Origin of the sequence: Stenotrophomonas sp. ISL-67 (assembly GCF_018612915.1) — a bacterium.
GTDB lineage: Bacteria > Pseudomonadota > Gammaproteobacteria > Xanthomonadales > Xanthomonadaceae > Stenotrophomonas.
Genome location: NZ_JAGGRL010000001.1, coordinates 139,949 through 164,847, shown reverse-complemented (window position 1 = coordinate 164,847; position 24,899 = coordinate 139,949). Strand labels below are relative to the sequence as shown.

Here is a 24,899-nt window from a genome sequence, read left to right as displayed (position 1 = left end):
GGAATGCGACCCTACCGTCAGAGCATCACAACCTTTGCGAACCCTCTTCCACCACCTGCCTCAGAAACGGCACGGTGATGCGCCGCTGCGCGGCGAGCGATTCGCGGTCCAGCCAGTCCAGCAGGCTGACCAGGCTGCCCAGCTCGCGGCCGGTGCGGGTCAGCAACCACTCGATGGCCGCTTCGTCGATCGACAGCCCCCGCCGCGCCGCACGCTCGCGCAGCACCGCCGCGCGGCCTTCGTCGTCCAGCGGCTGCAGTACCACGCGCACGCACTGCTGCAGGCGCGAGCGCAGGTCCGGCAACACCAGGCCCAGCAGGTCCGGCGCGTGCTGCGCGGTGTACATCAAGGTAATGCCGGCACTGCGCGCACGGTTGTGGAAATCGAACAGTGCCACTTCATCGTCGCGCCGCCCCGCAACGGCATCAAGCCCGTCCAGCGTCACCAGGTCGCGTCCTTCCAGCGATTCCAGCGCCGCACGCACACGCCCCACCACCGCCTTCAGTGGCAGGTAGGTCGGCTGCCGCCCAACCTGCTCGGCCAGCGAACACATCGCCAGCGCCTGGTGGGTCTTGCCGGTGCCGGCCGCCCCTTCCAGGTACACCCAATGCGGGTCCTCGCCCACGGCAATGGCGCGCAGCTGCGCCAGCGCACCATCGGGCGCGCCGATGAAGGTTTCCAGCCGCTCGTCCTGCGGGTAGCGCAGGGCAAGCGGCAGTTGCGGCACTACGCTCACTGCAGGTCCGGGCCCTTGGGCGCATCGACGACCAGGGTCGGTTTCTCGATGTATGAATCAAGCACGATCGCGGTCTTTTCGCCGGCATACAGTTCGCTTTCGCGATAACGAAGGTGCGCATATCGCAGCAGCACATTGCTCACCGCCGCCACCGGCAGCGCCAGCAGCATGCCCAGGAAGCCGAACAGCTGGCCACCTGCCATCACCGCGAAGATCACCGCCACCGGGTGCAGGCCGATCTTGTCGCCGACGATGCGTGGGGTGAGCACATAGCTTTCCAGCAACTGCCCCGCGGTGAACACCATGCCCACCAGGAGCAGCAGCTTCAGGTCGAAGCCCTGCGCCTGCACCAGCGCGGCCAGCACTGCCATGACGATGCCGGTGGTCGCACCCAGGTACGGGATGAAGCTGATCAGGCCGGCGATCAGGCCGATCAGCAGGCCCAGCTTCAGGCCCACCAGCGACAGGCCGATGGCGTAGATCAGGCCCAGCGCGACCATTACCAGGAACTGGCCGCGGATGAACGCGCCCAGCACCTCGTTGGACTCACGCGCCAGCTTGGTGATGGTGGCCACGTGGTTGCGCGGGATGGTCGAGGCGACGCGCTCGACCAGTTTGTCCCAGTCGCGCAGGAAGTAGAACGCCAGGATCGGCAGCAGCAGGATGTTGACCACCCAGGTCACCATCGCAAAGCCCGATCGCGAGACGTAACCGAAGAAGGTCTTGGCGAAGCCGCCCGCCTGCTCCCAGTGACTGCGCACCCATTCAATCAGGCGGTCCGGTTCCAGCCACGGCATGATTTCCATCCCGGTCTTCTGCTCGAACCAGGGAATGCCGTGCTGCATCAGCCACAGCTGGGCCTGCGGAACGGCCGCGATCAGGGTCGAAATCTGGCGCTCGATCATCGGCACCAGGATCAGCAGCGCGGCGGTGATCACCAGCACCATCGCCACGAACACCAGTACCACGCCGGTATTGCGCGAACGGCCGGTGGCCTCGATCCGGTCCACCAGCGGGTCGCCCAGCCAGGCCAGCGCCAGGGCCAGCACGAACGGGGTCAGGATCGGGGCCAGCAGCCACACCACCCACCCCACCGCCAGCGCGAACAGGATGTACTTGATGCGGCGCAGGAACTGCGCGATCTCGGCTTCCGGTGTCAGGATCATCGCAGGCGGTACTCGTTGCTGGCGGGCGGCGGCGGGGTGCCGGGTGCTGCGTCCTCATCGATCGGCGCCGGCAGCGGATCCAGCGGCACGATCACGCCGTTGTCGCCCAGCATGCGGTTCAGCCCGGCCAGGCCGGCGGTCATTTCCAGCGACAGCTCCAGGCGGTTGCCCGAAGCGCGCAGCGGGGTGATGTTGCGCACCACCGGGTTCTCGCGCAGGCCAGCGGCAAGGCGCATGTAGTCTTCGGCGCTGTCCACCCCGGTCACGGCGATGGTGTAGGTGCCGGCCGCGCCGGTGGCCGCACCGGCCTTGGCGTAACGCTTGACCAGCGCGTCCGCCGCGCCGTCGGCGCCGCTGGACATCGCGCGGCGGGCGTCGCTGTCCTTGACGGTCCACTTGTTCAGCTCTTTGCCGCCGTCCACGAACACCCAGTCGGCCACCCAGCCGCCCGTCGTGTCGCGGTAGAGCTTGCCGACCAGCTGCATCGGCGGGGCATAGCGCGAGGAGGCGCGGGCCACGGCAGCGGTGTCCTGGCGCCAGATCGAGCCGACCACGGCCTGCTCGGCGGCACTGCCGGTGGGCAGGCCGAGCTTGTAGCCGCGCTCGATGGCCCGGTTCAGCAGCGGGCGGGCCGCATTGGCCTGCTGCACGGTGACCAGCCGCGGGCCGGAACCATCATCGATGGCCAGCCAGACCACCGGCTTGGGCCGCGGCTGCGGCCACAGCGGCAGGCCCAGCGCGCCGATCAGACCGTCGACGTCGTCCTGGCGGAACCGCGCCACCAGCATGGTGCGGTAGCTGGGGGCGCCGGTTGCCGAGGTGCTCTGGTCCTGGCGGTAGTCATAGCTGGCCACGTAGTTCTTCGCATCGCGCAGGGCCTGCATCACGCCCGGGCGGGACAGCACGCTGCGGTCGCCCGACAGCTTGGTCAGCACGTTGCCCAGCGCGCGGGCCAGGGCCCCGTTGCGGTCGGCCTCGCCCTGGCTGTTGACCGGCACTTCGGCCTCGTAGGCCCCGCTGGCCGTGGCCACGTCGCCTTCGGTGCGCATGCCGCTCTGGGCCATCGTGGCCACCGGCAGGCACAGCGCGAGGATCGTCATTACAAAGAGGCTGCGGCGCATCAGGACTTCCATTGAGCGTATCCGGGGGGAATTGTTGCCCGAATAGGGCCTGCGCGCCAACGTGGCCTGTTAAAATCCCGCTTTCACTCCAGCGCAGCGCCGACGCCCGTGACCAATTCCCCGTCCAACCCCTCCCCCCTGACCTACCGCGACGCTGGCGTCGACATCGATGCGGGCAATGAACTGGTCGAGCGCATCAAGCCGCTGGTGAAGCGCAGCTTCCGGCCCGAGGTGATGGGCGGCCTGGGCGGGTTCGGCGCCCTGTTCGACCTCTCCAGCAAGTACCGCGAGCCGGTCCTGGTATCGGGCACGGACGGGGTGGGCACCAAGCTGAAGCTGGCACAACAGCTGGGCCGCCACGACACGATCGGCATCGATCTGGTCGCCATGTGCGTGAACGACGTGCTGGTGCAGGGCGCCGAGCCGCTGTTCTTCCTGGACTATTTCGCCACCGGCAAGCTGGACATCGACACCGCCGCGGCGGTCGTGGGCGGCATCGCCAACGGCTGCACCGAGGCCGGCTGCGCGCTGATCGGTGGCGAAACCGCTGAGATGCCCGACATGTATGCCCCGGGCGAGTACGACCTGGCCGGCTTCACCGTGGCCGGCGTGGAAAAGAGCGAACTGAAGGACGGCGCCAGCGTGGCGGAAGGTGACGTGCTGATCGGCATCGCCTCCTCCGGCCCGCATTCCAACGGCTATTCGCTGGTGCGCCGCATCTACGACCGCGCCGGCCGCCCGGCCGACCTGGAACTGGAAGGTGGGGTCAAGCTGGTCGACGCGCTGATGGCCCCGACCCGCCTGTACGTGAAGCCGATCCTGGCCCTGCTCAAGACCCACGGCGCCGCGATCCACGGCATGGCCCACATCACCGGTGGCGGCCTGACCGAGAACATCATCCGCGTGGTACCCGAGGGCCTTGGGCTGGACATCGACGCCTCGTCCTGGACCCTGCCGCCGGTGTTCCAGTGGCTGCAGCGCGAAGGCGCGGTGGCCGACAGTGAAATGTGGCGCACTTTCAACTGCGGCATCGGCTTCGTGCTGATCGTCGCCCCGGACCAGGTGGCCGGCGTGACCGCCGCCGTCGAGGCCCAGGGCCTGGCCCACTGGACCATCGGCAAGGTGACCCCGGCCGACGGCGCAGAACGCGTACGGATCGGCTGACCTGAGGCCTGCCGATGTCTTCCACGCCCCCGCCGCTGAATTTCCCGCGCGGCTGGACACCGCATCAGGTCGCCTCGCACCTGCATACGCTGAAGATCCTGTTCTACATCCTGGGTGTGCTGGAGTTGTTGGTGGTGCCGATACTCCTGCTGGGCGCCGCCGGTGGCTACATCAGCGAAAGCAGGAGCCCCAACCCGGACGCCGCGCCGGCCCTGCTGGCCGCGATCATGGTCGGCGCCGGCCTGGTCTTCGCCGCGCTGGGCACCCTGAACATCATCGGTGCACGGCGCATGGCCGAACGCCGTTCGCACAAGCTGTGCAAGATTGCCGCCGGTGCGGCGTGCCTGGCGGGCGCGCTCGGTATCGCGCTGGGCGTGTACGCCCTGATCGTGCTGCTGCGCCCGGAAGTAATGGCCAGCTTCAGCGCCGCAGACGGTACCGTCGCCGCATGAGCTCACGCAGTCGCATTGCGGTGCTGGCCTCCGGCCGTGGCAGCAACCTGCAGGCCATCGTCGATGCGATCGCCGCCGGCACGCTGGATGCCGAGGTGGTAGCGGTGTTGTCGGACAAGCCCGAGGCGTCGGCCCTGCAGAAAGTCGCGCCCGAACGTCGTTGGGCGCGGTCGCCCAGGGAATTCGCCGACCGCGCCGCCTTCGATGCCGCGCTCGGCGATGCGCTGGCCACCTTCGCCCCGGAGTGGGTGGTCTGCGCGGGCTACATGCGCATCCTGGGCGAAGCGTTCGTGCAGCGTTTCAGCGGCCGGCTGGTCAACATCCATCCCTCGCTGCTGCCGCTGTACAAGGGCCTGCACACCCACGCCCGCGCGCTGGAAGCCGGCGATGCCGAAGCGGGGGCCAGCGTGCACTTCGTGGTGCCCGAACTGGATGCCGGCACCGTACTGGCCCAGGCGCGGGTCCCGGTGCTGTCAGGCGATACGCCGGAACACCTGGCCCAGCGCGTGCTGGCGGTGGAGCACCCGCTGCTGATCGCCAGCCTGCAGTGGCTCGTGGCCGGCCGTGTAACTGAACGCGACGGTCAGCTGGAGGTTGACGGCCACCCCCTGTTCAGTCCGCTGCGCCTAGATTGCGCCGGACAGCTGAACCCCCTGGCGACGGCGCACACGCGCCGCTGACCCGGCCGCTGGCATCCTCCTCCTTCCCCCGCTTCCGCGCGCGCATGAAAACCACTCTGTCCAAACCGCTGGTGCTGATCGCCTCCCTGCTGTGCACGGTGGCGATCGCGCAGGCACAGGAACCCACGCCGCCCGAACTGCCGGTGCTGCCGCCGCCCACCACGTGGGAGGCGCCGCCACTGGAGCCGTTCACCGCCACCTACCAGGCCCTGTACAAGGGCAAGGAAGCGGGCGATGCGACCATGCGCGTCACCCATGCCGGTGGCGACCAGTGGCGCGTGGACATGCAGGTAGTGGGCCGGCGCGGCTTCGCCAGCGTGCTGGGCCTGAACCTGGAACAGAGCACCGTGTTCGAGAAGCACGGCACCACGTACGTGCCGCTGAGCCAGGCCACCGTGCGCAAGGGCCTGTTCCTGGGCAAGAAGGTCACCGGCACCTACGACTGGAAGGCGGGTACCGCACAGTGGCTGGGCGATCTGAAGAAGGAACGCAGGCAACCGATTCCGCTGCAGCCGGGCGATCTGAGCGCGCTGCTGATCAACCTGGCGATCATGCGCGACGCGCGCCCGGGCGGGCAGATGCATTACCGTTACGTCGATGTGGGCCGGGTACGCCAGCACGACTACCAGGCGGCGTCGGACACCGAAAACGTCCAGGTCGGCGAACTATCCTACAACGCGCTGCGGGTGTACCGCACCAACGGCGGCAACGATGAAACCATCCTCTGGATCGCCAACGGGGTTCCCACCCCGGTGCGCATCCTGCAACGCGAAGACGGCCAGGATCGGATCGACCTGCGCCTGATCGAATACCAAGGAGTTTGAGCATGAGCATCCTCAACCGCCCCCTGTCGTGGGCCGCCGCTGGCGCGTTGGCGCTGACCAGCCTGCCGGCCATGGCGCTGCAGCCGTTCACCGCGGAATACCAGGCCACCTACATGGGCCTTGCGGCACCGGGCCAGATGACGCTGACCAGGATGGACGGCGACAAGTGGCAGTACAGTCTCAAGGTCCAGAACCAACTGGGGCAGCTGACCCAGAACACCGTGTTCGATGAGGCCAACGGCCACCTGCGCCCGCTCAGCAGCGAGGACCGCTCGGCGGTGTTCGTGAAGAAGAAGAATGTCCAGGCGAACTATGACTGGAGCAGGAAGCAGGCCACGTGGAAGGGCGACATCAAGCCCGAGCGCGCCGGCCCGGTCACGCTGAAGACAGGGGATCTGGACGCCCTGCTGATCAACCTTGCGATCGCACGCGACTTCGCCGACGGCAAGCCGCTGACCTACCGCATGGTGGACGAAGGCCGCGTCAAGTCGCTGACCTACAAGACGGTGGGCAAGGAACAGGTCACCGTGGGCGGCAAGACCTACGACGCCACCAAGGTGTCGCGCGTGGATGGCAACAAGGAGCAGATCGCCTGGGTGACCAAGGAGCTGCCGGTGCCGGTGCGCCTGCTGCAGCGCGAAGGCGGCAAGGACGCGCTGGACCTGACGATCAAATCGATCAAATGACATATCGACCAACGGTCGATACCTCCCCGACAGGTGCCGACCGTGGGTCGGCACTGCGATGAATGAAATACGCCCGCATCTGCGGGCGTTGTTCATTTCGCCGGCTTGTCTTCCGCAAACACCGTCCGGCAATCCATCCGGATCTGTTCGCCACTGCCACGCCAATAAAACGCCTTGCAGTGGCGGTTGCCTTCCTCGGTCGTGGTCACGCCCACGGCGTAGAACGACTGCAGCACCTCGCTGCGGCTGACCGTGCCATCGCCGTTCCAGTCCATGTCCTGCTGTTCCAGGCCCTGGGTGATGGCGATACCGGCGTACCAGGCATACCCCAGCCAGCTCAGCACCACCAGCACCAGGATCAGCAGCGCCTTGCGGCGGCGGGTGAACTGGCCGCGCAGGATCATGCGACGCGCCGGATGGTGGCGCCCAGCGAAGAGAGCTTCTCTTCGATGTTCTCGTAGCCGCGGTCCAGGTGGTAGATGCGGTCGATGGTGGTATCGCCCTCGGCCATCAGCCCGGCCAGGATCAGCGAGGCCGACGCGCGCAGGTCGGTGGCCATTACCGGCGCGCCGCTGAGCTGCCCGGCCCCGCGCACGATCGCGGTGTGGCCTTCGACCTGGATGTCCGCGCCGAGGCGCAGCAGTTCGTTGACGTGCATGAAACGGTTTTCGAAGATCGTTTCGTTGATCACGCCCACGCCCTCGGCCACGCAGTTGAGCGCCATGAACTGCGCCTGCATGTCGGTGGGGAACGCCGGGTACGGCGCGGTGGTCAGGTTGACCGCGCGCGGTCGCTTGCCCTGCATGTCCAGGGTGATGCTGTCGTCGGTGGTGTCGATCTTCGCACCGGCCTCGACCAGCTTGGCCAGCACCGCGTCCATCGTGTTCGGACGGGCACGGTTGACCGTGACCCTGCCGCCGGTCATTGCCGCAGCGACCAGGAACGTGCCGGTTTCGATGCGGTCGGGCAGCACTTCATGGCGGCCACCGGACAGGCGCTCGACGCCTTCGATCACCAGGCGGGCGGTGCCCAGGCCTTCGATCTTCGCGCCCAGCGCGATCAGGCAGTGCGCCAGGTCGGTGACTTCCGGTTCCATGGCGGCGTTGTCCAGCACCGTGGTGCCTTCGGCCAGCACGGCGGCCATCAGCACGTTCTCGGTGCCGGTCACGCTGACCATGTCGAAGGTGAAGTGCGCGCCCTTCAGGCGCTTGGCATGGGCCTTGATGAAGCCGTTCTCGACCACGATCTCCGCCCCAAGCGCCTGCAGGCCCTTGATGTGCTGGTCGACCGGACGCGAGCCGATCGCGCAGCCACCGGGCAGCGACACTTCGGCCGCCCCGAAGCGGGCCAGCAGCGGGCCCAGCACCAGGATCGAGGCGCGCATGGTGCGCACCAGCTCATACGGCGCCACATGCTGGTTGACCGTGCGCGGGTCGACCACGATCGCGCTTCCGTGCGACAGCGTGCCCTGGTCGATGGTGACCTTGGCGCCCAGCTCGCTGAGCAGCTTCACCGTGGTCACCACGTCGTGCAGGTGCGGCACGTTGGTGATTTCCACTGGTGCTTCGGCCAGCAGGGTCGCGCACAGGATGGGGAGGACGGCGTTCTTGGCGCCGGAGATGTTCACTTCACCGTGCAGCGGCTTGCCGCCGGTCACTACGATCTTGGCCATGGAATCCACGATTGAAAAAAAATGGGGGGGGTGATGCAGACGGGTAATGGCAACCGGTAGAGCCGACCGTTGGTCGGCTGCTTTTAACCGGCTGCCGTGATCTCACCCGGCGTCACGGTCTTCAGCGCCAGCGCATGGATCGCCCCGCCCATCAGATCGCCCAGGGTGGCGTAGACCATCCGATGGCGCGCCAGCGGCAGCTTGCCGGCAAAGGCGTCAGAGACCACGGTGGCCTCGAAATGCGCGCCGTCATCACCCTGCACGTCCGCGCGGGCGCCCGGCAGGCCGTCTTCGATCAATTTGCGGATGGTCTCGGCGTCCAACGGGCTTTCCTAATAAAATGAGCGCTCATTCTACTCTTCCGCGTGGCGCCCGCATGGCTGTATCGCCCCTGCCCCCCTCTTCTGCCGACCCGGCCGCGCTGGTTGCCAGCGGCCGCCGCGTGTTCGAGATCGAGCGCGATGCCCTTGCCGCAGTAGCGCAGCGCCTTGGCGATGGCTTCAGCCAGGCCTGCCAGCTGGTGCTGGAAAGCCGCGGCCGGGTCGTCGCCACCGGGATGGGCAAGTCCGGCCATGTGGCGCGCAAGATCGCCGCCACGCTGGCCTCCACCGGCACCCCGGCATTCTATGTGCACCCCGGTGAAGCCGGCCACGGCGACCTGGGCATGATCACCGAGGCCGACGTGGTGCTGGCCCTGTCCTATTCGGGCGAATCAGACGAGGTGCTGATGCTGCTGCCGGTGCTCAAGCGCCAAGGCAACCGGCTGATCGCCATGACCGGCCGCCCCGGTTCGTCGCTGGCCCTGGCCGCCGACGTGCACCTGGACGTGAGCGTGCCGGCCGAAGCCTGCCCGCTGGCGCTGGCCCCGACCTCCAGCACCACCGCCTCGCTGGCGATGGGCGACGCGCTGGCGGTGGCGCTGCTGGACGCGCGCGGCTTCACCGCCGACGACTTCGCCCGCTCGCACCCGGCCGGCAGCCTGGGCCGGCGCCTGCTGCTGCACATCACCGATGTCATGCACAGCGGCGACGAGCTGCCCCAGGTGGGCGAGAACGCCAGCCTCAGCGAGGCACTGGTCGAAATGAGCCGCAAGCGGCTGGGCATGACCGCCGTGGTCGATGCCGGCCAGCGCCTGGTGGGCCTGTTCACCGACGGCGACCTGCGCCGCGCCCTGGACAGCGACCTGGACGTGCGCAGCGCGCGCATCGTCGATGTGATGACCCGCACCCCGCGCACCATCGGCGCCGACCAGCTGGCCGTGGAGGCGGCGCGGGTGATGGAAACCCAGCAGATCAACGGCCTGATCGTGGTCGATGGCGAGGGTCGCGCGGTCGGCGCCCTCAACATTCATGACCTGTTGCGGGCCCGGGTGGTTTAAACCACAGTGACATTCCTCCATTCAGCCAACCTGCGCTCCTGATGCCCTATTCCCCGCTGCCCGGTTTCCCGTCCCACCTGCATGCCGTCGCCGGCCGTATCCGGCTGGCCTGTTTCGACGTGGACGGCACGCTCACCGATGGTCGGCTCTACTACGACCGTGATGGCAACGAAAGCAAGGCGTATTACGTGCAGGACGGACTTGGCCTGAAACTGCTGCAGCAGCATGGCATCCACCCCGTGCTGATCACCGCGCGCAACAGCCTGTCGGCCCAGAAGCGCGGCGCGGACCTGGGCATCGACACCCAGATCGCGGTCGGCGACAAGCTGGCCAGCGTGCGGGCGCTGTGCGACCAGCACGGCATCGGTCTGGACCAGGTGGCCTTCATGGGCGATGACCTGCCCGACCTGGCCCCGCTGTGCGCGGTCGGGCTGGCGGTGGCGCCGGCCAACGCCCACCCCTGGATTGCCGAGCGCGTGCACTGGCAGACCCGTGCCGATGGCGGGCGCGGTGCCGCGCGCGAGCTGTGCGACGTGCTGCTGGCCGCGCAGGGCCATGTGGATGCGGTGCTGGCGAGGTTCGGCGCATGAGCTGGCGTACCGCGCTGGGCGCCCTGCTGCTGGTCGCCGCGCTGCTCAGCGGCTGGTCACTGCTGCGCGAGCGCGACAAGGCGCCACTGGCCGTCGGCGACGACGCCAGCAAGGACTACGTGCTGCACGATTTCCAGATCATCGCACTGGATGAGCAGGGCCGTGAATCGACCACGTTGCGCGCGCCCCTGCTCGAACGCACCCGCAGCGACGAGACCATGACCATCCGGACGCCGCTGTTCCTGCTGCCCGACCGTGACGGCAACCACTGGGAACTGCGCAGCGAGACCGGCTGGGTCAGCGCCACCGGCGACAAGCTGCGCCTGACCGGTAATGTCAGCGGCGACAGCCCCCGCGTGCCGGCGATTCCGCCGACCACCTTCCGCACCGAACAACTGGACGTGTTCCCGAAGGAGAACCGCGCCACGTCCGACGGCCTGGTGACGTTGACCCGCCCGGGCATGATCCAGTCAGGCGTCGGCTTCGCACTGAATTCCAGCGACAAGACCTACCAGTTCCTGAGCCAGGTCAAGACGCGTTACACGCCCCGTCAATGATACGCCCCGATACTCCAACGACGGCACTGGCCGTTTCCCCGAATATGGCAGGAAAGCCCCACGTCATGAAGATTCTCTACGCCGCTGTTTTCGCCTTCAGCCTGATGGTGCCCGCCGTCGCCGTGCAGGCGAAAAGCTCCGACCGCAACCAGGAAATGACGATCGAGTCCGGCGCGCAGTCGGGTTCTTTCCTTGGCGACGGCGTCATCACGCTGAGCAGCAACGTGGTCATCACCCAGGGCACGCTGGAGATCCGCGCTGCCAAGGCCGACGTCCACATGAAGGACGGCGAAGCCGTCCGCGCCATCTTCACCGGCAGCCAGGCCACCCTCAAGCAGCAGCTGGATGACGGCAGCTGGATGGACGCCCGCGCCGACAAGATCGACTACGACATCAAGGGCGAGGTCATCACCCTCACCGGCAACTACGAAGTGAAGAGCGCCCAGGGCACAAACAGCGGCCAGCGGATGGTCTACAACACCCGGACCGGCGAGATGAACAGCGGTGGTGGTGGCGAAGCCGGCCGCGTGCGCACCGTCATCCCGCCCAAGAACAAGGGTGCCGCGCCGGCCGCCAAGCCGGCCACCCCGGCCAAGGCCACCGTCCCCACCGCCGGGAGCAGGAAGTAATGCTCGTCGCCAAAGGCCTGCGCAAGCGCTACAAGCAGCGCGAAGTGGTGAAGGAATTCGGCCTGACCCTGGACGCCGGTGAAGTGGTCGGCCTGCTCGGCCCCAACGGTGCCGGCAAGACCACCTGCTTCTACATGATCGTGGGCCTGGTCGAGGCCGACGCCGGCAGCATCGTGCTGGATGGCAAGGACATCACCGGCGACCCGATGTACACCCGCGCCAAGCAGGGCGTGGGCTACCTGCCGCAGGAACCGTCTGTGTTCCGCAAGCTGAGCGTGGCCGACAACCTGCGCCTGGTGCTGGAGCTGCGCGAGGACCTGGACAAGGCCGGCCGGGAAAAGGAGCTGAATTCGCTGCTGGACGAGCTGCAGATCAACCACGTGGCCGACCAGCTGGGCGCCAGCCTGTCCGGCGGCGAGCGCCGCCGCTGCGAGATCGCCCGTGCGTTGGCCGCAAAGCCGCGCCTGATCCTGCTCGATGAGCCGTTCGCCGGCGTGGACCCGATCTCGGTCGGCGAGATCCAGCGGATCGTCACCCACCTCAAGCAGCGTGGCATCGGGGTGCTGATCACCGACCACAATGTGCGCGAAACCTTGGGAATCTGCGACCGCGCGTATATCCTCAACGAAGGCAGCGTGCTGGCGCAGGGGTCACCAGACGCGATCCTGGAAAACGCAGACGTCCGCCGCGTGTACCTTGGAGAGACCTTCAAGCTCTGACCGCCGGCCGCTGCAGCGCCTTCCCTCCGTTCGGCACAGGCATGAAAGCACGGCTGCAGACATCGCTGGGGCAACAACTGGTCATGACGCCGCAACTGCGTCAGGCGATCAAGCTGTTGCAGATGTCCAGCGCCGAGCTGGAGCTGGAAATCGCCGAAGCGGTGGAAACCAACCCGCTGCTGGACTGGGCCGAGAACGCCGAACCGACCCTGGACGCCACGCCGGACACGGACGAACGCCCGCCCGAGGCGACCGAACGCGACGGTAACAGCGAAGGGGGTGCCGAGCCCTCGGGCGCCGACGACTGGGCGCCCGGCGAAGGTGACTGGAGCAGCGGCAGCAGCGGCGGTTCGTTCGACGATGACGACAACGGCAGCGCCGCCGAGCGCGTGGCCGAGACCGAAAGCCTGGCCGACCACCTGCTGTGGCAGCTGCACCTGTCGCACCTGTCGCGCCGCGACCGCAGCATCGGCGCCGCCCTGATCGACGCCTTCGAAGACGACGGCTACCTGCGCGAGCCGCTGTCGGCCATCGCCGAAACCCTGCTGCCGGCCATTCATGCCGATGAAGCCGAGATCCTCACCGTGCTGCACCAGATCCAGCGCTTCGACCCGATCGGGGTTGGCGCGCGCAGCCTGGGCGAATGCCTGCAGCTGCAGCTGGATGTGCTGGAACCCCAGACCCCCGGGCTGGGCCTGGCCCGGCGCATTGCCGATGGCCCGCTGGAGCGCCTGCCGCGCAGCGGCGTCACCGGCATTGCGCATGAACTGCGCGAGCCGGTGGATGCGGTAGAAACCGCCGTGCAGCTGCTGCGCTCGCTGGACCCGCGCCCGGGCACCCAGATCGGCGAGCTCGCCCACGACAGCTACGTGGTGCCCGACTGCGTGGTCTGGCGCCAGAACGGCAGCTGGCGCGCCGCCCTGGCCGGCCATGCAGGCCCCAAGGTGGTCATTCACCGCGGCTATGAACAGATGATCCGCCGGTGTGGCGAAAGCGATGCCGGCTACCTGCGCGCGCACCTGCAGGAAGCGCGCTGGCTGCTCAAGGGCCTGGAGGCGCGGGGCGAGACCCTGCTGCGGGTGATGCGCTGCCTGCTGCAGCAGCAGGCCGCCTTCCTGGAGTTTGGCGCCCAGGCGCTGCGCCCACTGACCCTGCGCGAGGTGGCCGGGGAACTGGGCCTGCACGAATCGACCATTTCCCGGGCCATTGCCCGCAAGTACGTGCGCACCCCGCGCGGGACCCTCGCACTGCGCGCCTTCTTCGCCTCCGGGATCGATACCGACAGTGGCGGCGAAGCCTCCAGCACCGCCATCCAGGCCATGATCCGGCGCCTGATCGACGACGAGAACCCGCGCAAGCCGCTTTCTGACGCCAAGCTGGCTGACCTGCTCAAAACCTCTGGAATACCGGTGGCGCGGCGCACCGTGGCGAAGTATCGTGAGGCCATGAACATTTCCGCCTCGCACGAAAGGGTACGAATCGCTTGACGCTCCACCGCGCCGGGCGGGAAGGTTCATTGGCACATCCGAAATAAGGAGAAACCCGATGCGCATCGAGACGTTTGGCAAAGACGTGGAAGTGACCCCCGCCCTGCACGAGTATGTGGACACCAAGCTGCAGCGGATCGGCAAACACTTCGACCAGCACTGCGAGATCCGGGTGACCCTGGAACTACGCAAGAACGAACACCACGTAGATGCCAGCGCGAACATTCCCGGGCAGACCCTGCACGCCGAAGCCGGCGGCCAGACCATGTATGCCGCCATCGACCTGCTTGTCGACAAGCTCGACCGCCTGGTGGTCAAGCACAAGGAAAAAAGGCAGCAACACGCGCCGGGCGTTCCGATAGGCGACAATGGCGTCTGACGCCTCCGCCCTCCCCTTTCCATGCCTTTGACTGATCTACTGGCGGCCGTGCGCACCCAGGTGCTGCCGGCCGCCGATCGCGACAGTGTGCTGAAGGCAGCCGCCCGGCTGCTGGCCTGCCGTGAAGCCAATGCCGACCTGCTGTACCAGAACCTGTGCGAGCGCGAGACGCTGGGCAGTACCGCCATCGGCCACGGCATCGCCATTCCCCACGGCCGCGCGCCCCAGCTGGAACGCCCCCGCGGGGCGCTGTTGCGGCTGGAGGCCCCGGTGGATTTCGGCGGCGATGAACCGGTGGACCTGGTGTTCGCCATCGCCGTGCCCAGCCACTACACCCATCAGCACCTGATGCTGCTGTCCGAGCTGGCCGAGCTGTTTTCCGAAGCGGCCATCCGCCAGGCGCTGCGCGACGCGCGCGACGGCCCGGCACTGCACCAGGTGATAGACGAATTCTCCCCGCCGGCGAGCGCCGCATGAATACCAGCATCACCGCGCGTGAACTGTTCGAACAGCAGCGTGACCGCCTGAGCCTGCGCTGGGTGGCGGGGCAGAAGGGCGAGCGGCGCGAACTGGAGGCCGGCAATACCGTATCGCGGCGCCCATCGCTGGCCGGCTACCTCAACGCCATCTACCCCAACAAGGTGCAGATCCTGGGCACCGAAGAACTGTCCTGGCTGGATTCGCTGGATTCGCGCCAACGCTGGGAAACCATCGAGCGGATCATGCAGTCGCACCCGCTGGCGCTGGTGATCACCCGCAACCAGCCCTGCCCCGAAGACCTGCGCGCGGCGGCCGATGAATCGCAGACGCCGCTGTGGATCTCGCCCAAGCGTGGCCACGAGCTGCTCAACCACCTGTCCTACCACCTGGCCCGGACCCTGGCGCCCCGGGTGATCCTGCATGGCGTGTTCATGGAGATCTATTCCATCGGCGTGCTGATCACCGGCGAAGCCGGTTCGGGCAAGAGCGAGCTGGCGCTGGAGCTGCTCAGCCGCGGCCACCGCCTGGTGGCCGACGATGCCCCTGAATTCACCCAGATCGCCCCGGACGTGTTGGACGGCACCTGCCCCGAACTGCTGCAGGACCTGCTGGAAGTGCGCGGCCTGGGCGTGCTCAACGTGCGCGAGATGTTTGGTGACACGGCGGTAAAGAAGAACAAGTACCTTCGGCTCATCGTGCACCTGACCAAGCCCATGACCGAACCCACCCCGCATGGCTATGAGCGCCTGACCGGCGATTCCGGCACCCGCCACGTGCTGGACCTGGACGTGCCGCTGATCACCCTGCCGGTGATGCCCGGGCGCAACCTGTCGGTGCTGACCGAAGCGGCCACCCGGCTGCACATCCTGCGTACCAAGGGTATCGATCCTGCCGCGATGTTCATCGCCCGCCACAGCAACCTGCTGGAGCGCCGTACCCCATGAACGCCCCCGCCCCGACCGCCGCCACCCTGATCATCGTCAGCGGCCTGTCCGGCTCCGGCAAGACCGTGGCGCTCAAGACCTTCGAAGACCTGGACTACTACTGTTCGGACAACCTGCCGATCAACCTGCTGCCGGACTTCGTTCGCAGCCTGCTGGCCGGCCACGATGCCGGCGCACCGCGCCGCCTGGCCGTGGGCATCGACGTGCGTGGCCAGAGCGACCTGAGCCAGCTCTCGCACTGGCGCGAAGATGCCCAGGCCGCCGGGCTGGACGCCCAGCTGCTGTTCTTCGACGCCACCGATGAAGCGCTGCTCAAGCGCTACGCCGACACCCGCCGCCGACACCCGCTGAGCCAGCTGGGGCTGTCGCTGCCTGAAGCGATCGCGCGCGAACGCGAACTGACCGCGCCGCTGCGCCGCGCCGCCGACGCCGTGATCGACACCACCGCCCTCAACGTGCACCAGCTGCGCCGCAAAGTGGTGACCGAATTCGCGCTCAGCCATGGCAACAAGCTGTCGCTGCTGTTCGAATCGTTCGCCTACAAGCGCGGCGTACCGGCCGAGGCCGACTTCGTGTTCGACGCCCGGGTGCTGCCCAATCCGCACTGGAACCCCGAGCTGCGGCCGATGTCAGGCCGCGAAGCGCCGGTCCGCGAGTACCTGGACACCCAGCCGGACGTGCAGAAGTACGTGGACCAGCTCATCGATTTCCTCGATACCTGGCTGCCCAGGCTGGGCAATGACACCCGCAGCTACGTCACCGTGGCCTTCGGCTGCACCGGCGGCAAGCACCGTTCGGTGTACCTGGCCGAGCGCCTGGCCCGGCACGCGCGCGACCAGGGCTGGCCGGAAGTGGCCACGTTCCACAGGGAGCTGGATTAGCGTCAACGGACGCCAACGGACCAACGGTCCGTTGCTACCGTGGTGTATCCCCAATTCATGTTGGGATGTTAACGTTCGACAATGACCTGTGGCATTCTCCTTGTAACTCATCCCGGTGTAGGTACGTCCCTGCTGGACGTGGCTACCCGGTTGCTGCGGCACCTGCCGCTGAAGACCGACGCTTTCGAAGTACCGTTCGACGCAGACCTGGATGCCCTGCTCCCGCTCGCCTCGGCCGCCCTGCGGCGGGTCGACAGTGGTGAGGGCGTGCTGATCCTGACCGATCTGTATGGCGCCAGCCCGAGCAATCTGGCAGCGCAGCTGGCCCGCCTGGGCACCCCGGCACGCCGGGTCTCGGCGCTGAGCCTGCCGATGTTGTTGCGAGTGATGAATTATCCGGAACAGGGACTGGATCAACTGCCCGCCACTGCCGCGGCGGGCACTCGCAATGGAGCGATTGTCGACGATGCTTGAACGTGAACTCACCGTATCCAACCGCCTGGGCCTGCACGCCCGCGCCACTGCAAAGCTGGTGCAGGAGCTGGCCCCCTTCCGCTGCAACGTGACCATGGCCGCCAAGGGCCGCGAGATCAACGCCAAGAGCATCATGGGCGTGATGCTGCTGGCCGCCGGCCAGGGCACCCCGGTCACCGTGCGCATCACCGGCGAAGACGAAGCGGCCGCCATGGACGCCGTGGTGGCCCTGTTCGAGCGACGCTTCGACGAGGACAGCTGAGCATGCCGGGGCCACCGTCGCGACCGGGTTCCAGCACGCCGGCACGGACTGCGTCCGGCGCCCTGCTGCTGTCCGGCCACGGTGCCTCGCGCGGCAACGCGCTCGGCCGCGCCCGGGTGCGCCTGCCGCACGCGCTGGAAGTGGCCGAACAGCGCATCGCCCCGGCCCAGGTAGGGGCGGAACTGCAGCGCCTGCACCAGGCGGTGGATGCCGCCCGCGCCGAGATGCACGACCTGCGCCAGCGCCTGCAGGGTGCCCTGAACCGGGAGGCGGGCGAGTTCCTCGACCTGCACGCCCTGCTGCTGGATGACCCCGAGCTGCTGTTCGGGCTGGATGAGCTGATCCGCAGCGGCCCGTACAGCGCCGGCTACGCGCTGCGTGTGCAGCGTGACCGGCTGGCCAAGGTCTTCGATGGCATGGACGATGCCTACCTGAAGAGCCGCATGGACGACCTGGACCATGTGATCGGGCGCATCCACGCGTTCCTGCAGAAGCGCCCACCGGACGTGAAAGGGCTGGCCGGCGAAATCCTGGTCTGCGACAACATCGCCCCCTCCGAGCTGGCCCAGCTGCAGGCGCACGGCGTGGTCGGCATCGTCACCGCTGCCGGCAGCGCGCTCTCGCACAGCGCGATCCTGGCCCGCAGCCTGCACCTGCCGCTGATCGTCAACATTCCCAACCTGCTGCAGAGGATCTCCGACGGCGACGTGCTTGGCATCGACGGCAGCACCGGCCAGATCACCGTCAACCCGCTACCGCAGGACCTGCGCGATTACCGCACGCGGCTGCGCGACCAGGCCCGCGAGCAGCGCGAGCTGGGCCGGCTGCGCAGCAAACCCAGCCGCACCCGCGACCACGTCGACATCGCGCTGCTGGCCAACGCCGAGTCACGCGAGGACGTCACCGAGGCCCATGCCCTGGGCGCACATGGGCTGGGCCTGTACCGCACCGAATTCCTGTTCCTGCAGCGCGACGAGCTGCCCGACGAACAGGAACAGTTCGAAACCTACCGCGACGCCGCGCTCGGCATGAGCGGGCGGCCGGTGACCATCCGCACCCTGGACCTGGGCGCGGACAAGGCCGACCGTACCGGCCTGACCCTGAGCAACGAAGAAAATCCGGCGCTGGGCCTGCGCGGCGTGCGCCTGTCGCTGGCGCGGCCGAAAGTGGCCGATACCCAGCTGCGCGCGATCCTGCGCGCGTCGGCCTACGGCAAGCTGCGCATCCTGCTGCCGATGGTCAGCACCCGCGAAGAACTGCTGGCGGTGCGCCGGCGCTTGAACAAGCAGGCCGAGCTGCTGCGCGCCGACGGGCATGAAGTCGCCGGGCATATTCCGTTCGGGGCGATGATCGAGGTGCCGGCCGCGGCGATCGCGCTGGAGAGTTTCATCGACCTGGTCGACTTCCTGTCGATCGGCACCAACGACCTGGTCCAGTATCTGCTGGCCGCCGACCGCAACAACGAAGCGGTGGGCGAGCTGTATTCGCCGTTGCATCCGGCGGTGCTGCGCCTGCTGGCGCACATCCTGCGCACCGGCCGCGAGCACGACGTGCCGGTGGCGGTATGCGGCGAGATCGCCGGCGACCCGCGCATGACCCGCATGCTGCTGGCGCTCGGCCTGACCGAGTTCAGCCTGCACCCCGGCACGCTGCTGGAAGTGCGCCGTGCGGTGCGCGACAGCGACCTGAAAGCACTTCAGGCCGCCGCACCGAAACTTCTCGCCGCACGCGACCGGCGCGGCATCGAGCGCTGGATAGAAAACAACATGTGAACACTGATCGGTAGCGCCGGCCATTGGCCGGCCCAGGCGATCCGTGGGCCGGCCAACGGCCGGCGCTACCGGTTTCATGATCTACCGGTTTGTCATGCATCCAAGCGATAATGACGCCGTGACCACCCCCACTGCCGCATCCTGTCCGGGATAGCGGCCTTTTTTCTTTTTTGCCGCGGGAGCTGTGCATGGCCGAAGCCGTACGCCACGACAAGACGGCGCGCCAGTTGCGACTGTTGTCCGATGCACTGGACAGCGGCCGGCTGGGTCCGGTGCGCCGGCTGGTCAATACGCTGGCGCCGGCCGAGATCGGCAACCTGCTCGAATCGCTGCCGCCGGGCAAGCGCGAAGTGGTGTGGGGCCTGGTCGATCCGGAAGACGATGGCGAGGTGCTGGTCCACGTCGGCGAGGAAGTGCGCGAAAGCCTGCTGGCCGACATGGACCCGGATGAAATCATCGCCGCGGTCGAAGACCTGGACATCGATGACCTGGCCGACCTGGTCGAAGACCTGCCGGACACGGTCATCGACGAAGTGCTCAAGTCGATGGACCGCGAGAACCGCGAACGGCTTGAGCAGGTCCTGTCCTACCCCGAGGACAGCGCCGGCCGCCTGATGAACCCGGACGTGGTGACCGTGCGCGCCGACGTCAACGTCGACGTGGTGCTGCGCTACCTGCGCCTGCGCGGCGAACTGCCCGACCACACCGACCACCTGTTCGTGGTCAGCCGCCGCCACCAGTACCTGGGCCGGTTGTCGCTGGCCTCGCTGGTGACCCATGAAGACAGCACCCCGATCAACCGGCTGATCGACGACGAGCAGCCGGCCATCGACGTGGGCGAAAGCGCCGACGAAGTAGCCCGGCAGTTCTCCGACCATGACTGGGTGTCGGCGCCAGTGGTGGACGACAACAACATCCTGCTCGGCCGCATCACCATCGATGACGTGGTCGACATCATCCGTTCACAGGCCGAGCACCAGGCGCTGGGCGCGGCCGGCCTGGACGAAGAGGAAGACCTGTTCTCGCCGATCAAGCGCGCCGTGCGCGGCCGCGTGGTGTGGCTGGGCATCAACCTGTGTACCGCGTTCCTGGCCGCCACGGTGATCGGCCAGTTCGAGCTGACCCTGCAGAAGGTGGTCGCGCTGGCGGTGCTGATGCCGATCGTGGCCGGCGTCGGCGGCAACGCGGCGGTGCAGGTGCTGACCCTGATGGTGCGCGGTATCGCGCTGGGCCAGGTGGGGCAGAGCAATGCGCGCATCCTGTTGTGGAAGGAATCGCGGGTGGCATTGATCAACGGCACATTGATCGGCACCGTGGTCGGCATCATCGCCTACCTGTGGTTCCACAGTTTCCTGCTCTCGTTGGTGATCACCCTGGCGCTGATCATCAACTTCTGCGCCGCCGCGCTGGCCGGCGTGCTGCTGCCACTGCTGCTCAAGCGCATGAACGTGGACCCGGCCGTGGCCGGCACCGTGGTGGTCACCGCGGTCACCGACGTCATGGGCTTCTTCAGCTTCCTGGGCCTGGCCACCCTGATCCTGCTGCACTGACCGGTTCTTCAACATGGCCTTGACCCTCGACAACTACTTCGCTGCCGGCTGGCGCGACCAGATCCACACCTGCCCTGCCTGCGAATGGCGGGGCAGCGCGCGCCAGATGAGCATGGAACTGCACCAAGACGAGGCGGAGTTCGATTGCCCGCAATGCGAAAACCCGATCCTGCTGGTGGTCCACCCCAGCCTGGCCCAGGTGCAGGCTGCTGCGGCCAACGGGCACCCGGAGGCGATCGAACAGCTGGAAATCCTGGCCTCGGCGCCGCGCCCGGACTGATGCACTGCAAGATGTCTGCCGGCCCTGCGGTGCCTAGACTGAAAACGCCTTCAGACGGGGACGGTACATGGCACGACAGCGCGCGGGATGGTGGGTGTGGGTGGTGGCGATGGTCGCACTGAGCGGGTGCGCCTCAACGCACGCACCCGACAAGGGGCACTTCGTAGAGCGCACGGTCACCGTGGAAGGACGCCAATCGCGTTACCAGGTGTTCGTGCCGCGCGCCGCGCAGGCGCAGCGCGGGAGCCTGCCGGTGGTGCTGTTTCTGCATGGCTCGGGTGAGCGTGGGAGCGACGGGCGCCGTCAGACTACGGCCGGGCTGGGACCGCACCTGCGCGCGCACGCGCGCGATTTCCCGGCGCTGGTGGTGCTGCCGCAGGTGCCGGAAGACCAGGAGTGGTCGGGCATCAACAACCGCATCGCGCTGGCCGCGCTGGATGCCACCCTCGCCGAATTCGGTGCCGACCCCTCGCGCCAGTACCTGACCGGCATGTCGATGGGGGGCTACGGCAGCTGGAACATCGCACTGGAGCACCCGGGCCGGTTTGCCGCGATCGTGCCGGTGTGCGGCGCGGTGCTGGCCCCACGTGCGGTGCGCGCGACGCTGTTCGTGGAATCGGTGGCGGGCCAAGCGGATCCGTATGCGGCCATGGCCGCACGCTTGAAGGCGACACCGATCTGGATGTTCCATGGCGCGCTGGATGATGTGGTGCTGCCCGAAGACGACCGGCAACTGAAGATAGCGTTCGATGCCGCCGGTGCCAGCGACGTGCGGTATACCGAATACCCGCAGGGCAACCACAACGCATGGGACGCGACGTATGCGGACGCGGCAATGTGGAAATGGATGTTTTCCCGGTAGCGCCGGCCGTTGGCCGGCTGCTTTCTGTTTCGGGGTCATGAACGTCTGATGGGCGGCTTCGGATCGTGTAAACGCCGGACGGATGATCGGTGGCGATGATGTTGATGCCTTCGGATGCTTGGGCCGCGCTGCGCGCGGTGTCCGGCCAACGGCCGGGGCTACGAATTGGTGCGGGCCCATTGGGATTGGGATCAATCAACCGTGAGCTTCGGATGCATGGCGGTAGCGCCGGCCGTTGGCCGGCCCACGCGAACCTGCCTACGCTGCGTGTGGGTGTCGGGCGATACCCGTGCCTGCGTTCCCCTGACATTCAACTGCTGCCGATCCGCGCACCATCGGCGGATGAGCAGCAACCGTCTCCGCATTGGACGTCACAGCATCGCTGGGCAGATCTACGTCATGACGACGCGCTGCACCGGGCAAGCCCGGTGGTTTGAGCGTCCGGAGGCCGCCGAGATCGTGGTGGACCAATTCCGAAAGATGGACCGAAGCCGATGCACCCTTACCCTGGCATGGGTCGTCATGCCCGACCACATCCACTGGATGTTTGAACTGCGCTCGCCTTCACTTGCGTACGTCGCGCGGCGCTTCAAATCTTCCAGCGCGCTGGCACTGAACCGCCTGAGCCGTAGACAGGGCAAGGTGTGGCAACCCGGATTCTTCGATCATGCGCTGCGTACGGACGAAGCGCTATTGCGCCACGCGCGCTACGTCGTTGGCAACCCGATACGCGCGGGAATGACCGATCACATTGGCGAGTACAAGTACGCCTGGTGTCGCTGGCCGCTGTAGGCATGATCCGACATTACGTGGGCCGGCCAACGGCCGGCGCTACCAGGATGCCGGCCTTTGGTTGATTGATCCCGATCCCAATGGGCCCGTAAAAATCCGTAGCCCCGGCCGTTGGCCGGACACCGCGCGCAGCGCGGCCCAAGCATCCGAAGACGGCAAAAACACCGCCCATGTTTCATCCAACGTTTAGACCATCCGAAGCCAACGGTTGATTGATCCCAATCCCAATGGGCCCGTAAAAATTCGTAGCCCCGGCCGTTGGCCGGACACCGCGCGCAGCGCGGCCCAAGCATCCGAAGACGGCAAAAACACCGCCCCCATGTTTCATCCGACGTTTAGACCATCCGAAGCCGCCCGCCCCCTCACCCCAACAACGTCTCCAGCACCGCCATGCGCACGGCCACACCGTTGGCCACCTGGCGCAACACCCACGACTGCGGGCCGTCGGCCACTTCGTCGGTGACTTCCACGCCACGGTTGATCGGGCCCGGGTGCAGCACGGCCGCGTCCTGGCCGGCGCGCTTCAGGCGCGCGGCGTTCAACCCGTATTCGGCGTGGTACTGCTCGATCGACGGCACCAGGCCTTCTTCCATGCGCTCACGCTGCAGGCGCAGCATCATCAACGCATCTACGCCTTCCAGCATCTGGTCGAAATCCTGGCCGACGATGCAGCCCTTCAACGTCTCATCATCCGGCAGCAGCGACTGCGGGCCGCACACGCGGATCTCGCCCACGCCCAGCGTGCGCAGTGCATGCAGGTCGGTGCGGGCCACGCGCGAGTGCTTCACATCGCCGACGATCACCACCTTCATCCTGGAAAAATCGCTGCCCTTGGCCTGGCGCAGGGTCAGCATGTCCAGCAGGCCCTGGGTCGGGTGCGCGCTGCGGCCGTCGCCGGCGTTGACCAGTGCGGTGCCCTCGCCCGCCGCCGCCGCCAATTCGGCCACGGCACCATCATCCGGGTGGCGCACCACGAACCCGCGCACGCCCATCGCTTCCAGGTTCTTCAGCGTGTCGCAGGCGGTTTCGCCCTTGCGCGTGGACGAGGTGGAGGCATCGAAGTTCAGCACGTCCGCGCCCAGCCGCTGCGCGGCCAGCTGGAACGAACTGCGGGTGCGGGTGGACGGCTCGAAGAACAGCGTGCATACCGCCGAGCCGCCCAGTACATGGCGCTTGTTGCCGACCCGGCCCACCGCCGCATCGCGGATCTGGCCGGCGCGGTCGAGCAGCTGCAGCAGGGTTTCGCGGGGCAGACCTTCCAGGGTCAGCAGGTGGCGCAGGCGTCCGTCGGAATCGAGTTGCGAGGCGGTCATGGGCAGGGTCTGGGGGTCAGGAAACAGGGGTGGCGTCGTCGGGCGAGGACAGCCAGCGTTCGATGATTACCGCCGCGGCCACCGCATCCAGCGTGGCTGCATCGCGGCGGCGCTTGCGACCTTCGGCGCGCTCGACGGCAAACCGGCGGGCCGCTTCGACCGAGCTCGAACGCTCGTCGATCAGCACCACCGGCAGCTTGAAACGTTCCCGCAGCTGGCGGGCGAAGCCCTGCGCACGCTTGCGGTTGGGCTGGTCCTGGCCATCCAGGGTGAGCGGGTCGCCCACCACCAGGCCGTCGGGCCGCCATTCCTTGATCAGGCGCTCGACCGCGGTCCAGTCAGGGCCGTTGCCGTGCACGTCCACCACTGCGATGGCGCGGGCGTGGGTACCGAACGAACTGCCGATGGCCACGCCAATCCGGCGCGAGCCCACATCGAAGCCAAGCACGGTACCGTCGCGGCGGATGGTGGCCGCTTCAGACATTGCCGCTGTAGTCCGTCAACCGGAACAGGTCCACCCCGATCCGCGCGGCGGCCCCCTGCCAACGCTGTTCCAGCGGCGTGGCGAACAGCAGTTCGGCATCGGCCGGCACGGTCAGCCAGCTGTTCTCGGCAATCTCGCTCTCCAGCTGGCCCTCGGTCCAGCCGGCACAGCCGAGCGTGACCAGCGTGTTGCGCGGGCCTTCGCCGCGGGCCATGGCTTCGAGGATATCGCGCGAGGTGGTCAGGTACACGCCCTCGCCCACCTGCAGGCTCGATTCCCAGCCGCGTGCATCGTCATGGATGACGAAGCCGCGCTCGGGATGCACCGGCCCACCGTTGAGCACCAACTGGTCGCGCAGGGCCGGATCGTCGGTCTGGATTTCCATCTGCGCCAACACATCGCCCAGCGTGTACTCGGACGGCTGGTTGACCAGCACGCCCATGGCACCGTTCTCGTCGTGCTGGCAGATCAGGGCCACCGTGCGCGCAAAGGTCGGGTCGGTCAGCGACGGCAGCGCGACCAGCAGGTGATCGGCAAGAGAGATGGACGGCATCGGCATGAGCCC

Annotated in this window: 31 protein-coding genes; 22 read left to right on the top strand and 9 right to left on the bottom strand. The window is 67.5% G+C overall.

What is annotated here, in order from left to right; all coding sequences use genetic code 11:
* Positions 1–25 precede the first annotated feature (25 nt).
* From hda to J7J08_RS00965, 3 genes are read right to left on the bottom strand one after another with little or no spacing between them, the layout of a single operon-like run.
* Complete coding sequence (hda, locus tag J7J08_RS00975) at positions 26–736, bottom strand: DnaA regulatory inactivator Hda (protein ID WP_214900658.1); 711 nt, start codon at positions 734–736, stop codon at positions 26–28.
* Positions 733–1,902 (bottom strand): AI-2E family transporter, encoded by a 1,170-nt coding sequence (locus tag J7J08_RS00970; RefSeq protein WP_214900649.1) that lies wholly within the window; start codon positions 1,900–1,902, stop codon positions 733–735. The genes hda and J7J08_RS00970 overlap by 4 nt, the downstream gene beginning before the upstream one ends.
* Positions 1,899–3,023: a DUF2066 domain-containing protein gene (locus J7J08_RS00965; RefSeq protein WP_214900647.1), complete on the bottom strand. Its 1,125-nt coding sequence runs from the start codon at positions 3,021–3,023 to the stop codon at positions 1,899–1,901. The genes J7J08_RS00970 and J7J08_RS00965 overlap by 4 nt, the downstream gene beginning before the upstream one ends.
* Before the next feature lie 138 nt (positions 3,024–3,161).
* Here J7J08_RS00965 and purM point away from each other — a divergent pair, with 138 nt between their 5' ends.
* From purM to J7J08_RS00940, 5 genes are read left to right on the top strand one after another with little or no spacing between them, the layout of a single operon-like run.
* Positions 3,162–4,187 carry a phosphoribosylformylglycinamidine cyclo-ligase gene (gene purM / locus J7J08_RS00960; protein WP_214901549.1) on the top strand — a complete coding sequence of 342 codons (1,026 nt, stop codon included), beginning with the start codon at positions 3,162–3,164 and terminating at the stop codon, positions 4,185–4,187.
* Between the two features lie 14 nt (positions 4,188–4,201).
* Positions 4,202–4,639, top strand: a complete 438-nt coding sequence (locus J7J08_RS00955; protein ID WP_214900645.1) for a hypothetical protein — start codon at positions 4,202–4,204, stop codon at positions 4,637–4,639.
* Positions 4,636–5,319, top strand: a complete 684-nt coding sequence (gene purN, locus J7J08_RS00950) for a phosphoribosylglycinamide formyltransferase (RefSeq protein WP_214900643.1) — start codon at positions 4,636–4,638, stop codon at positions 5,317–5,319. Before J7J08_RS00955 ends, purN begins: the two co-directional genes overlap by 4 nt.
* 44 nt (positions 5,320–5,363) lie before the next feature.
* Positions 5,364–6,143, top strand: a complete 780-nt coding sequence (locus J7J08_RS00945; protein ID WP_214900641.1) for a DUF3108 domain-containing protein — start codon at positions 5,364–5,366, stop codon at positions 6,141–6,143.
* 2 nt (positions 6,144–6,145) lie between these two features.
* Positions 6,146–6,829, top strand: coding sequence for a DUF3108 domain-containing protein (locus tag J7J08_RS00940; RefSeq protein WP_214900639.1), 684 nt, complete (start codon positions 6,146–6,148; stop codon positions 6,827–6,829).
* 92 nt (positions 6,830–6,921) lie between these two features.
* On the opposite strand, the gene J7J08_RS00935 is transcribed toward J7J08_RS00940, so the two are convergent.
* The 3 genes from J7J08_RS00935 to J7J08_RS00925 form a co-directional block, all read right to left on the bottom strand.
* On the bottom strand, positions 6,922–7,233 hold the full coding sequence (locus J7J08_RS00935) for an EF-hand domain-containing protein (RefSeq protein ID WP_214900637.1): 312 nt from the start codon (positions 7,231–7,233) through the stop codon (positions 6,922–6,924).
* Positions 7,230–8,501 (bottom strand): UDP-N-acetylglucosamine 1-carboxyvinyltransferase, encoded by a 1,272-nt coding sequence (gene murA / locus J7J08_RS00930; RefSeq protein ID WP_214900635.1) that lies wholly within the window; start codon positions 8,499–8,501, stop codon positions 7,230–7,232. The genes J7J08_RS00935 and murA overlap by 4 nt, the downstream gene beginning before the upstream one ends.
* 83 nt (positions 8,502–8,584) lie before the next feature.
* Positions 8,585–8,824: a BolA family protein gene (locus tag J7J08_RS00925; RefSeq protein WP_214900633.1), complete on the bottom strand. Its 240-nt coding sequence runs from the start codon at positions 8,822–8,824 to the stop codon at positions 8,585–8,587.
* A 53-nt stretch (positions 8,825–8,877) separates the two neighbouring features.
* On the opposite strand from J7J08_RS00925, the gene J7J08_RS00920 reads away from it, so the two are divergent.
* The 17 genes from J7J08_RS00920 (at position 8,878) to J7J08_RS00840 (ending at position 22,537) form a co-directional block, all read left to right on the top strand.
* Complete coding sequence (locus tag J7J08_RS00920; RefSeq protein ID WP_214900631.1) at positions 8,878–9,879, top strand: KpsF/GutQ family sugar-phosphate isomerase; 1,002 nt, start codon at positions 8,878–8,880, stop codon at positions 9,877–9,879.
* Between the two features lie 41 nt (positions 9,880–9,920).
* On the top strand, positions 9,921–10,469 hold the full coding sequence (locus J7J08_RS00915) for an HAD hydrolase family protein (RefSeq protein ID WP_214900630.1): 549 nt from the start codon (positions 9,921–9,923) through the stop codon (positions 10,467–10,469).
* Complete coding sequence (gene lptC, locus J7J08_RS00910; protein WP_214900629.1) at positions 10,466–11,026, top strand: LPS export ABC transporter periplasmic protein LptC; 561 nt, start codon at positions 10,466–10,468, stop codon at positions 11,024–11,026. Before J7J08_RS00915 ends, lptC begins: the two co-directional genes overlap by 4 nt.
* A 65-nt stretch (positions 11,027–11,091) precedes the next feature.
* Positions 11,092–11,655 (top strand): lipopolysaccharide transport periplasmic protein LptA, encoded by a 564-nt coding sequence (gene lptA / locus J7J08_RS00905; RefSeq protein ID WP_214900628.1) that lies wholly within the window; start codon positions 11,092–11,094, stop codon positions 11,653–11,655.
* Positions 11,655–12,374 (top strand): LPS export ABC transporter ATP-binding protein, encoded by a 720-nt coding sequence (gene lptB / locus J7J08_RS00900; protein WP_214900627.1) that lies wholly within the window; start codon positions 11,655–11,657, stop codon positions 12,372–12,374. The genes lptA and lptB overlap by 1 nt, the downstream gene beginning before the upstream one ends.
* Before the next feature lie 41 nt (positions 12,375–12,415).
* Positions 12,416–13,861, top strand: coding sequence for an RNA polymerase factor sigma-54 (locus tag J7J08_RS00895; protein WP_214900626.1), 1,446 nt, complete (start codon positions 12,416–12,418; stop codon positions 13,859–13,861).
* Between the two features lie 58 nt (positions 13,862–13,919).
* A complete protein-coding gene (gene raiA, locus J7J08_RS00890; RefSeq protein ID WP_214900624.1) occupies positions 13,920–14,240 on the top strand; it encodes a ribosome-associated translation inhibitor RaiA in 321 nt (106 codons plus the stop codon).
* Between the two features lie 21 nt (positions 14,241–14,261).
* Entirely contained in the window at positions 14,262–14,717 is a 456-nt protein-coding gene (locus tag J7J08_RS00885; protein WP_214900622.1) for a PTS sugar transporter subunit IIA, read from the top strand.
* The gene (hprK, locus tag J7J08_RS00880) at positions 14,714–15,664 is read left to right on the top strand and encodes an HPr(Ser) kinase/phosphatase (RefSeq protein ID WP_068849794.1); all 951 of its coding nucleotides are present in this window, start codon (positions 14,714–14,716) and stop codon (positions 15,662–15,664) included. Before J7J08_RS00885 ends, hprK begins: the two co-directional genes overlap by 4 nt.
* Complete coding sequence (gene rapZ / locus J7J08_RS00875; RefSeq protein ID WP_214900620.1) at positions 15,661–16,545, top strand: RNase adapter RapZ; 885 nt, start codon at positions 15,661–15,663, stop codon at positions 16,543–16,545. The genes hprK and rapZ overlap by 4 nt, the downstream gene beginning before the upstream one ends.
* Before the next feature lie 81 nt (positions 16,546–16,626).
* A complete protein-coding gene (locus J7J08_RS00870) occupies positions 16,627–17,019 on the top strand; it encodes a PTS fructose IIA subunit family protein (protein ID WP_214900618.1) in 393 nt (130 codons plus the stop codon).
* On the top strand, positions 17,012–17,281 hold the full coding sequence (locus tag J7J08_RS00865; RefSeq protein WP_214900616.1) for an HPr family phosphocarrier protein: 270 nt from the start codon (positions 17,012–17,014) through the stop codon (positions 17,279–17,281). Before J7J08_RS00870 ends, J7J08_RS00865 begins: the two co-directional genes overlap by 8 nt.
* A gap of 2 nt (positions 17,282–17,283) precedes the next feature.
* The gene (gene ptsP / locus J7J08_RS00860; protein ID WP_214900614.1) at positions 17,284–19,053 is read left to right on the top strand and encodes a phosphoenolpyruvate--protein phosphotransferase; all 1,770 of its coding nucleotides are present in this window, start codon (positions 17,284–17,286) and stop codon (positions 19,051–19,053) included.
* A 188-nt stretch (positions 19,054–19,241) separates the two neighbouring features.
* Entirely contained in the window at positions 19,242–20,603 is a 1,362-nt protein-coding gene (gene mgtE / locus J7J08_RS00855; protein WP_068849782.1) for a magnesium transporter, read from the top strand.
* Between the two features lie 13 nt (positions 20,604–20,616).
* Positions 20,617–20,883: a hypothetical protein gene (locus J7J08_RS00850; protein ID WP_214900613.1), complete on the top strand. Its 267-nt coding sequence runs from the start codon at positions 20,617–20,619 to the stop codon at positions 20,881–20,883.
* Positions 20,884–20,950: 67 nt separating this feature from the next.
* Complete coding sequence (locus J7J08_RS00845; protein WP_214900610.1) at positions 20,951–21,745, top strand: alpha/beta hydrolase-fold protein; 795 nt, start codon at positions 20,951–20,953, stop codon at positions 21,743–21,745.
* Between the two features lie 342 nt (positions 21,746–22,087).
* A complete protein-coding gene (locus J7J08_RS00840; RefSeq protein ID WP_214900608.1) occupies positions 22,088–22,537 on the top strand; it encodes a transposase in 450 nt (149 codons plus the stop codon).
* Positions 22,538–22,899: 362 nt separating this feature from the next.
* Here the strand turns inward: J7J08_RS00840 and J7J08_RS00835 are convergent, their stop codons facing one another.
* Genes J7J08_RS00835 through J7J08_RS00825 form a run of 3 tightly spaced genes read right to left on the bottom strand, consistent with a single transcriptional unit; the run spans position 22,900 to position 24,893 of the window.
* The gene (locus J7J08_RS00835) at positions 22,900–23,850 is read right to left on the bottom strand and encodes an aspartate carbamoyltransferase catalytic subunit (RefSeq protein WP_214900606.1); all 951 of its coding nucleotides are present in this window, start codon (positions 23,848–23,850) and stop codon (positions 22,900–22,902) included.
* Positions 23,851–23,866: 16 nt separating this feature from the next.
* Positions 23,867–24,334: a Holliday junction resolvase RuvX gene (gene ruvX, locus J7J08_RS00830; RefSeq protein ID WP_214900604.1), complete on the bottom strand. Its 468-nt coding sequence runs from the start codon at positions 24,332–24,334 to the stop codon at positions 23,867–23,869.
* Positions 24,327–24,893, bottom strand: coding sequence for a YqgE/AlgH family protein (locus J7J08_RS00825; RefSeq protein ID WP_214900602.1), 567 nt, complete (start codon positions 24,891–24,893; stop codon positions 24,327–24,329). The genes ruvX and J7J08_RS00825 overlap by 8 nt, the downstream gene beginning before the upstream one ends.
* Positions 24,894–24,899: the final 6 nt, after the last annotated feature.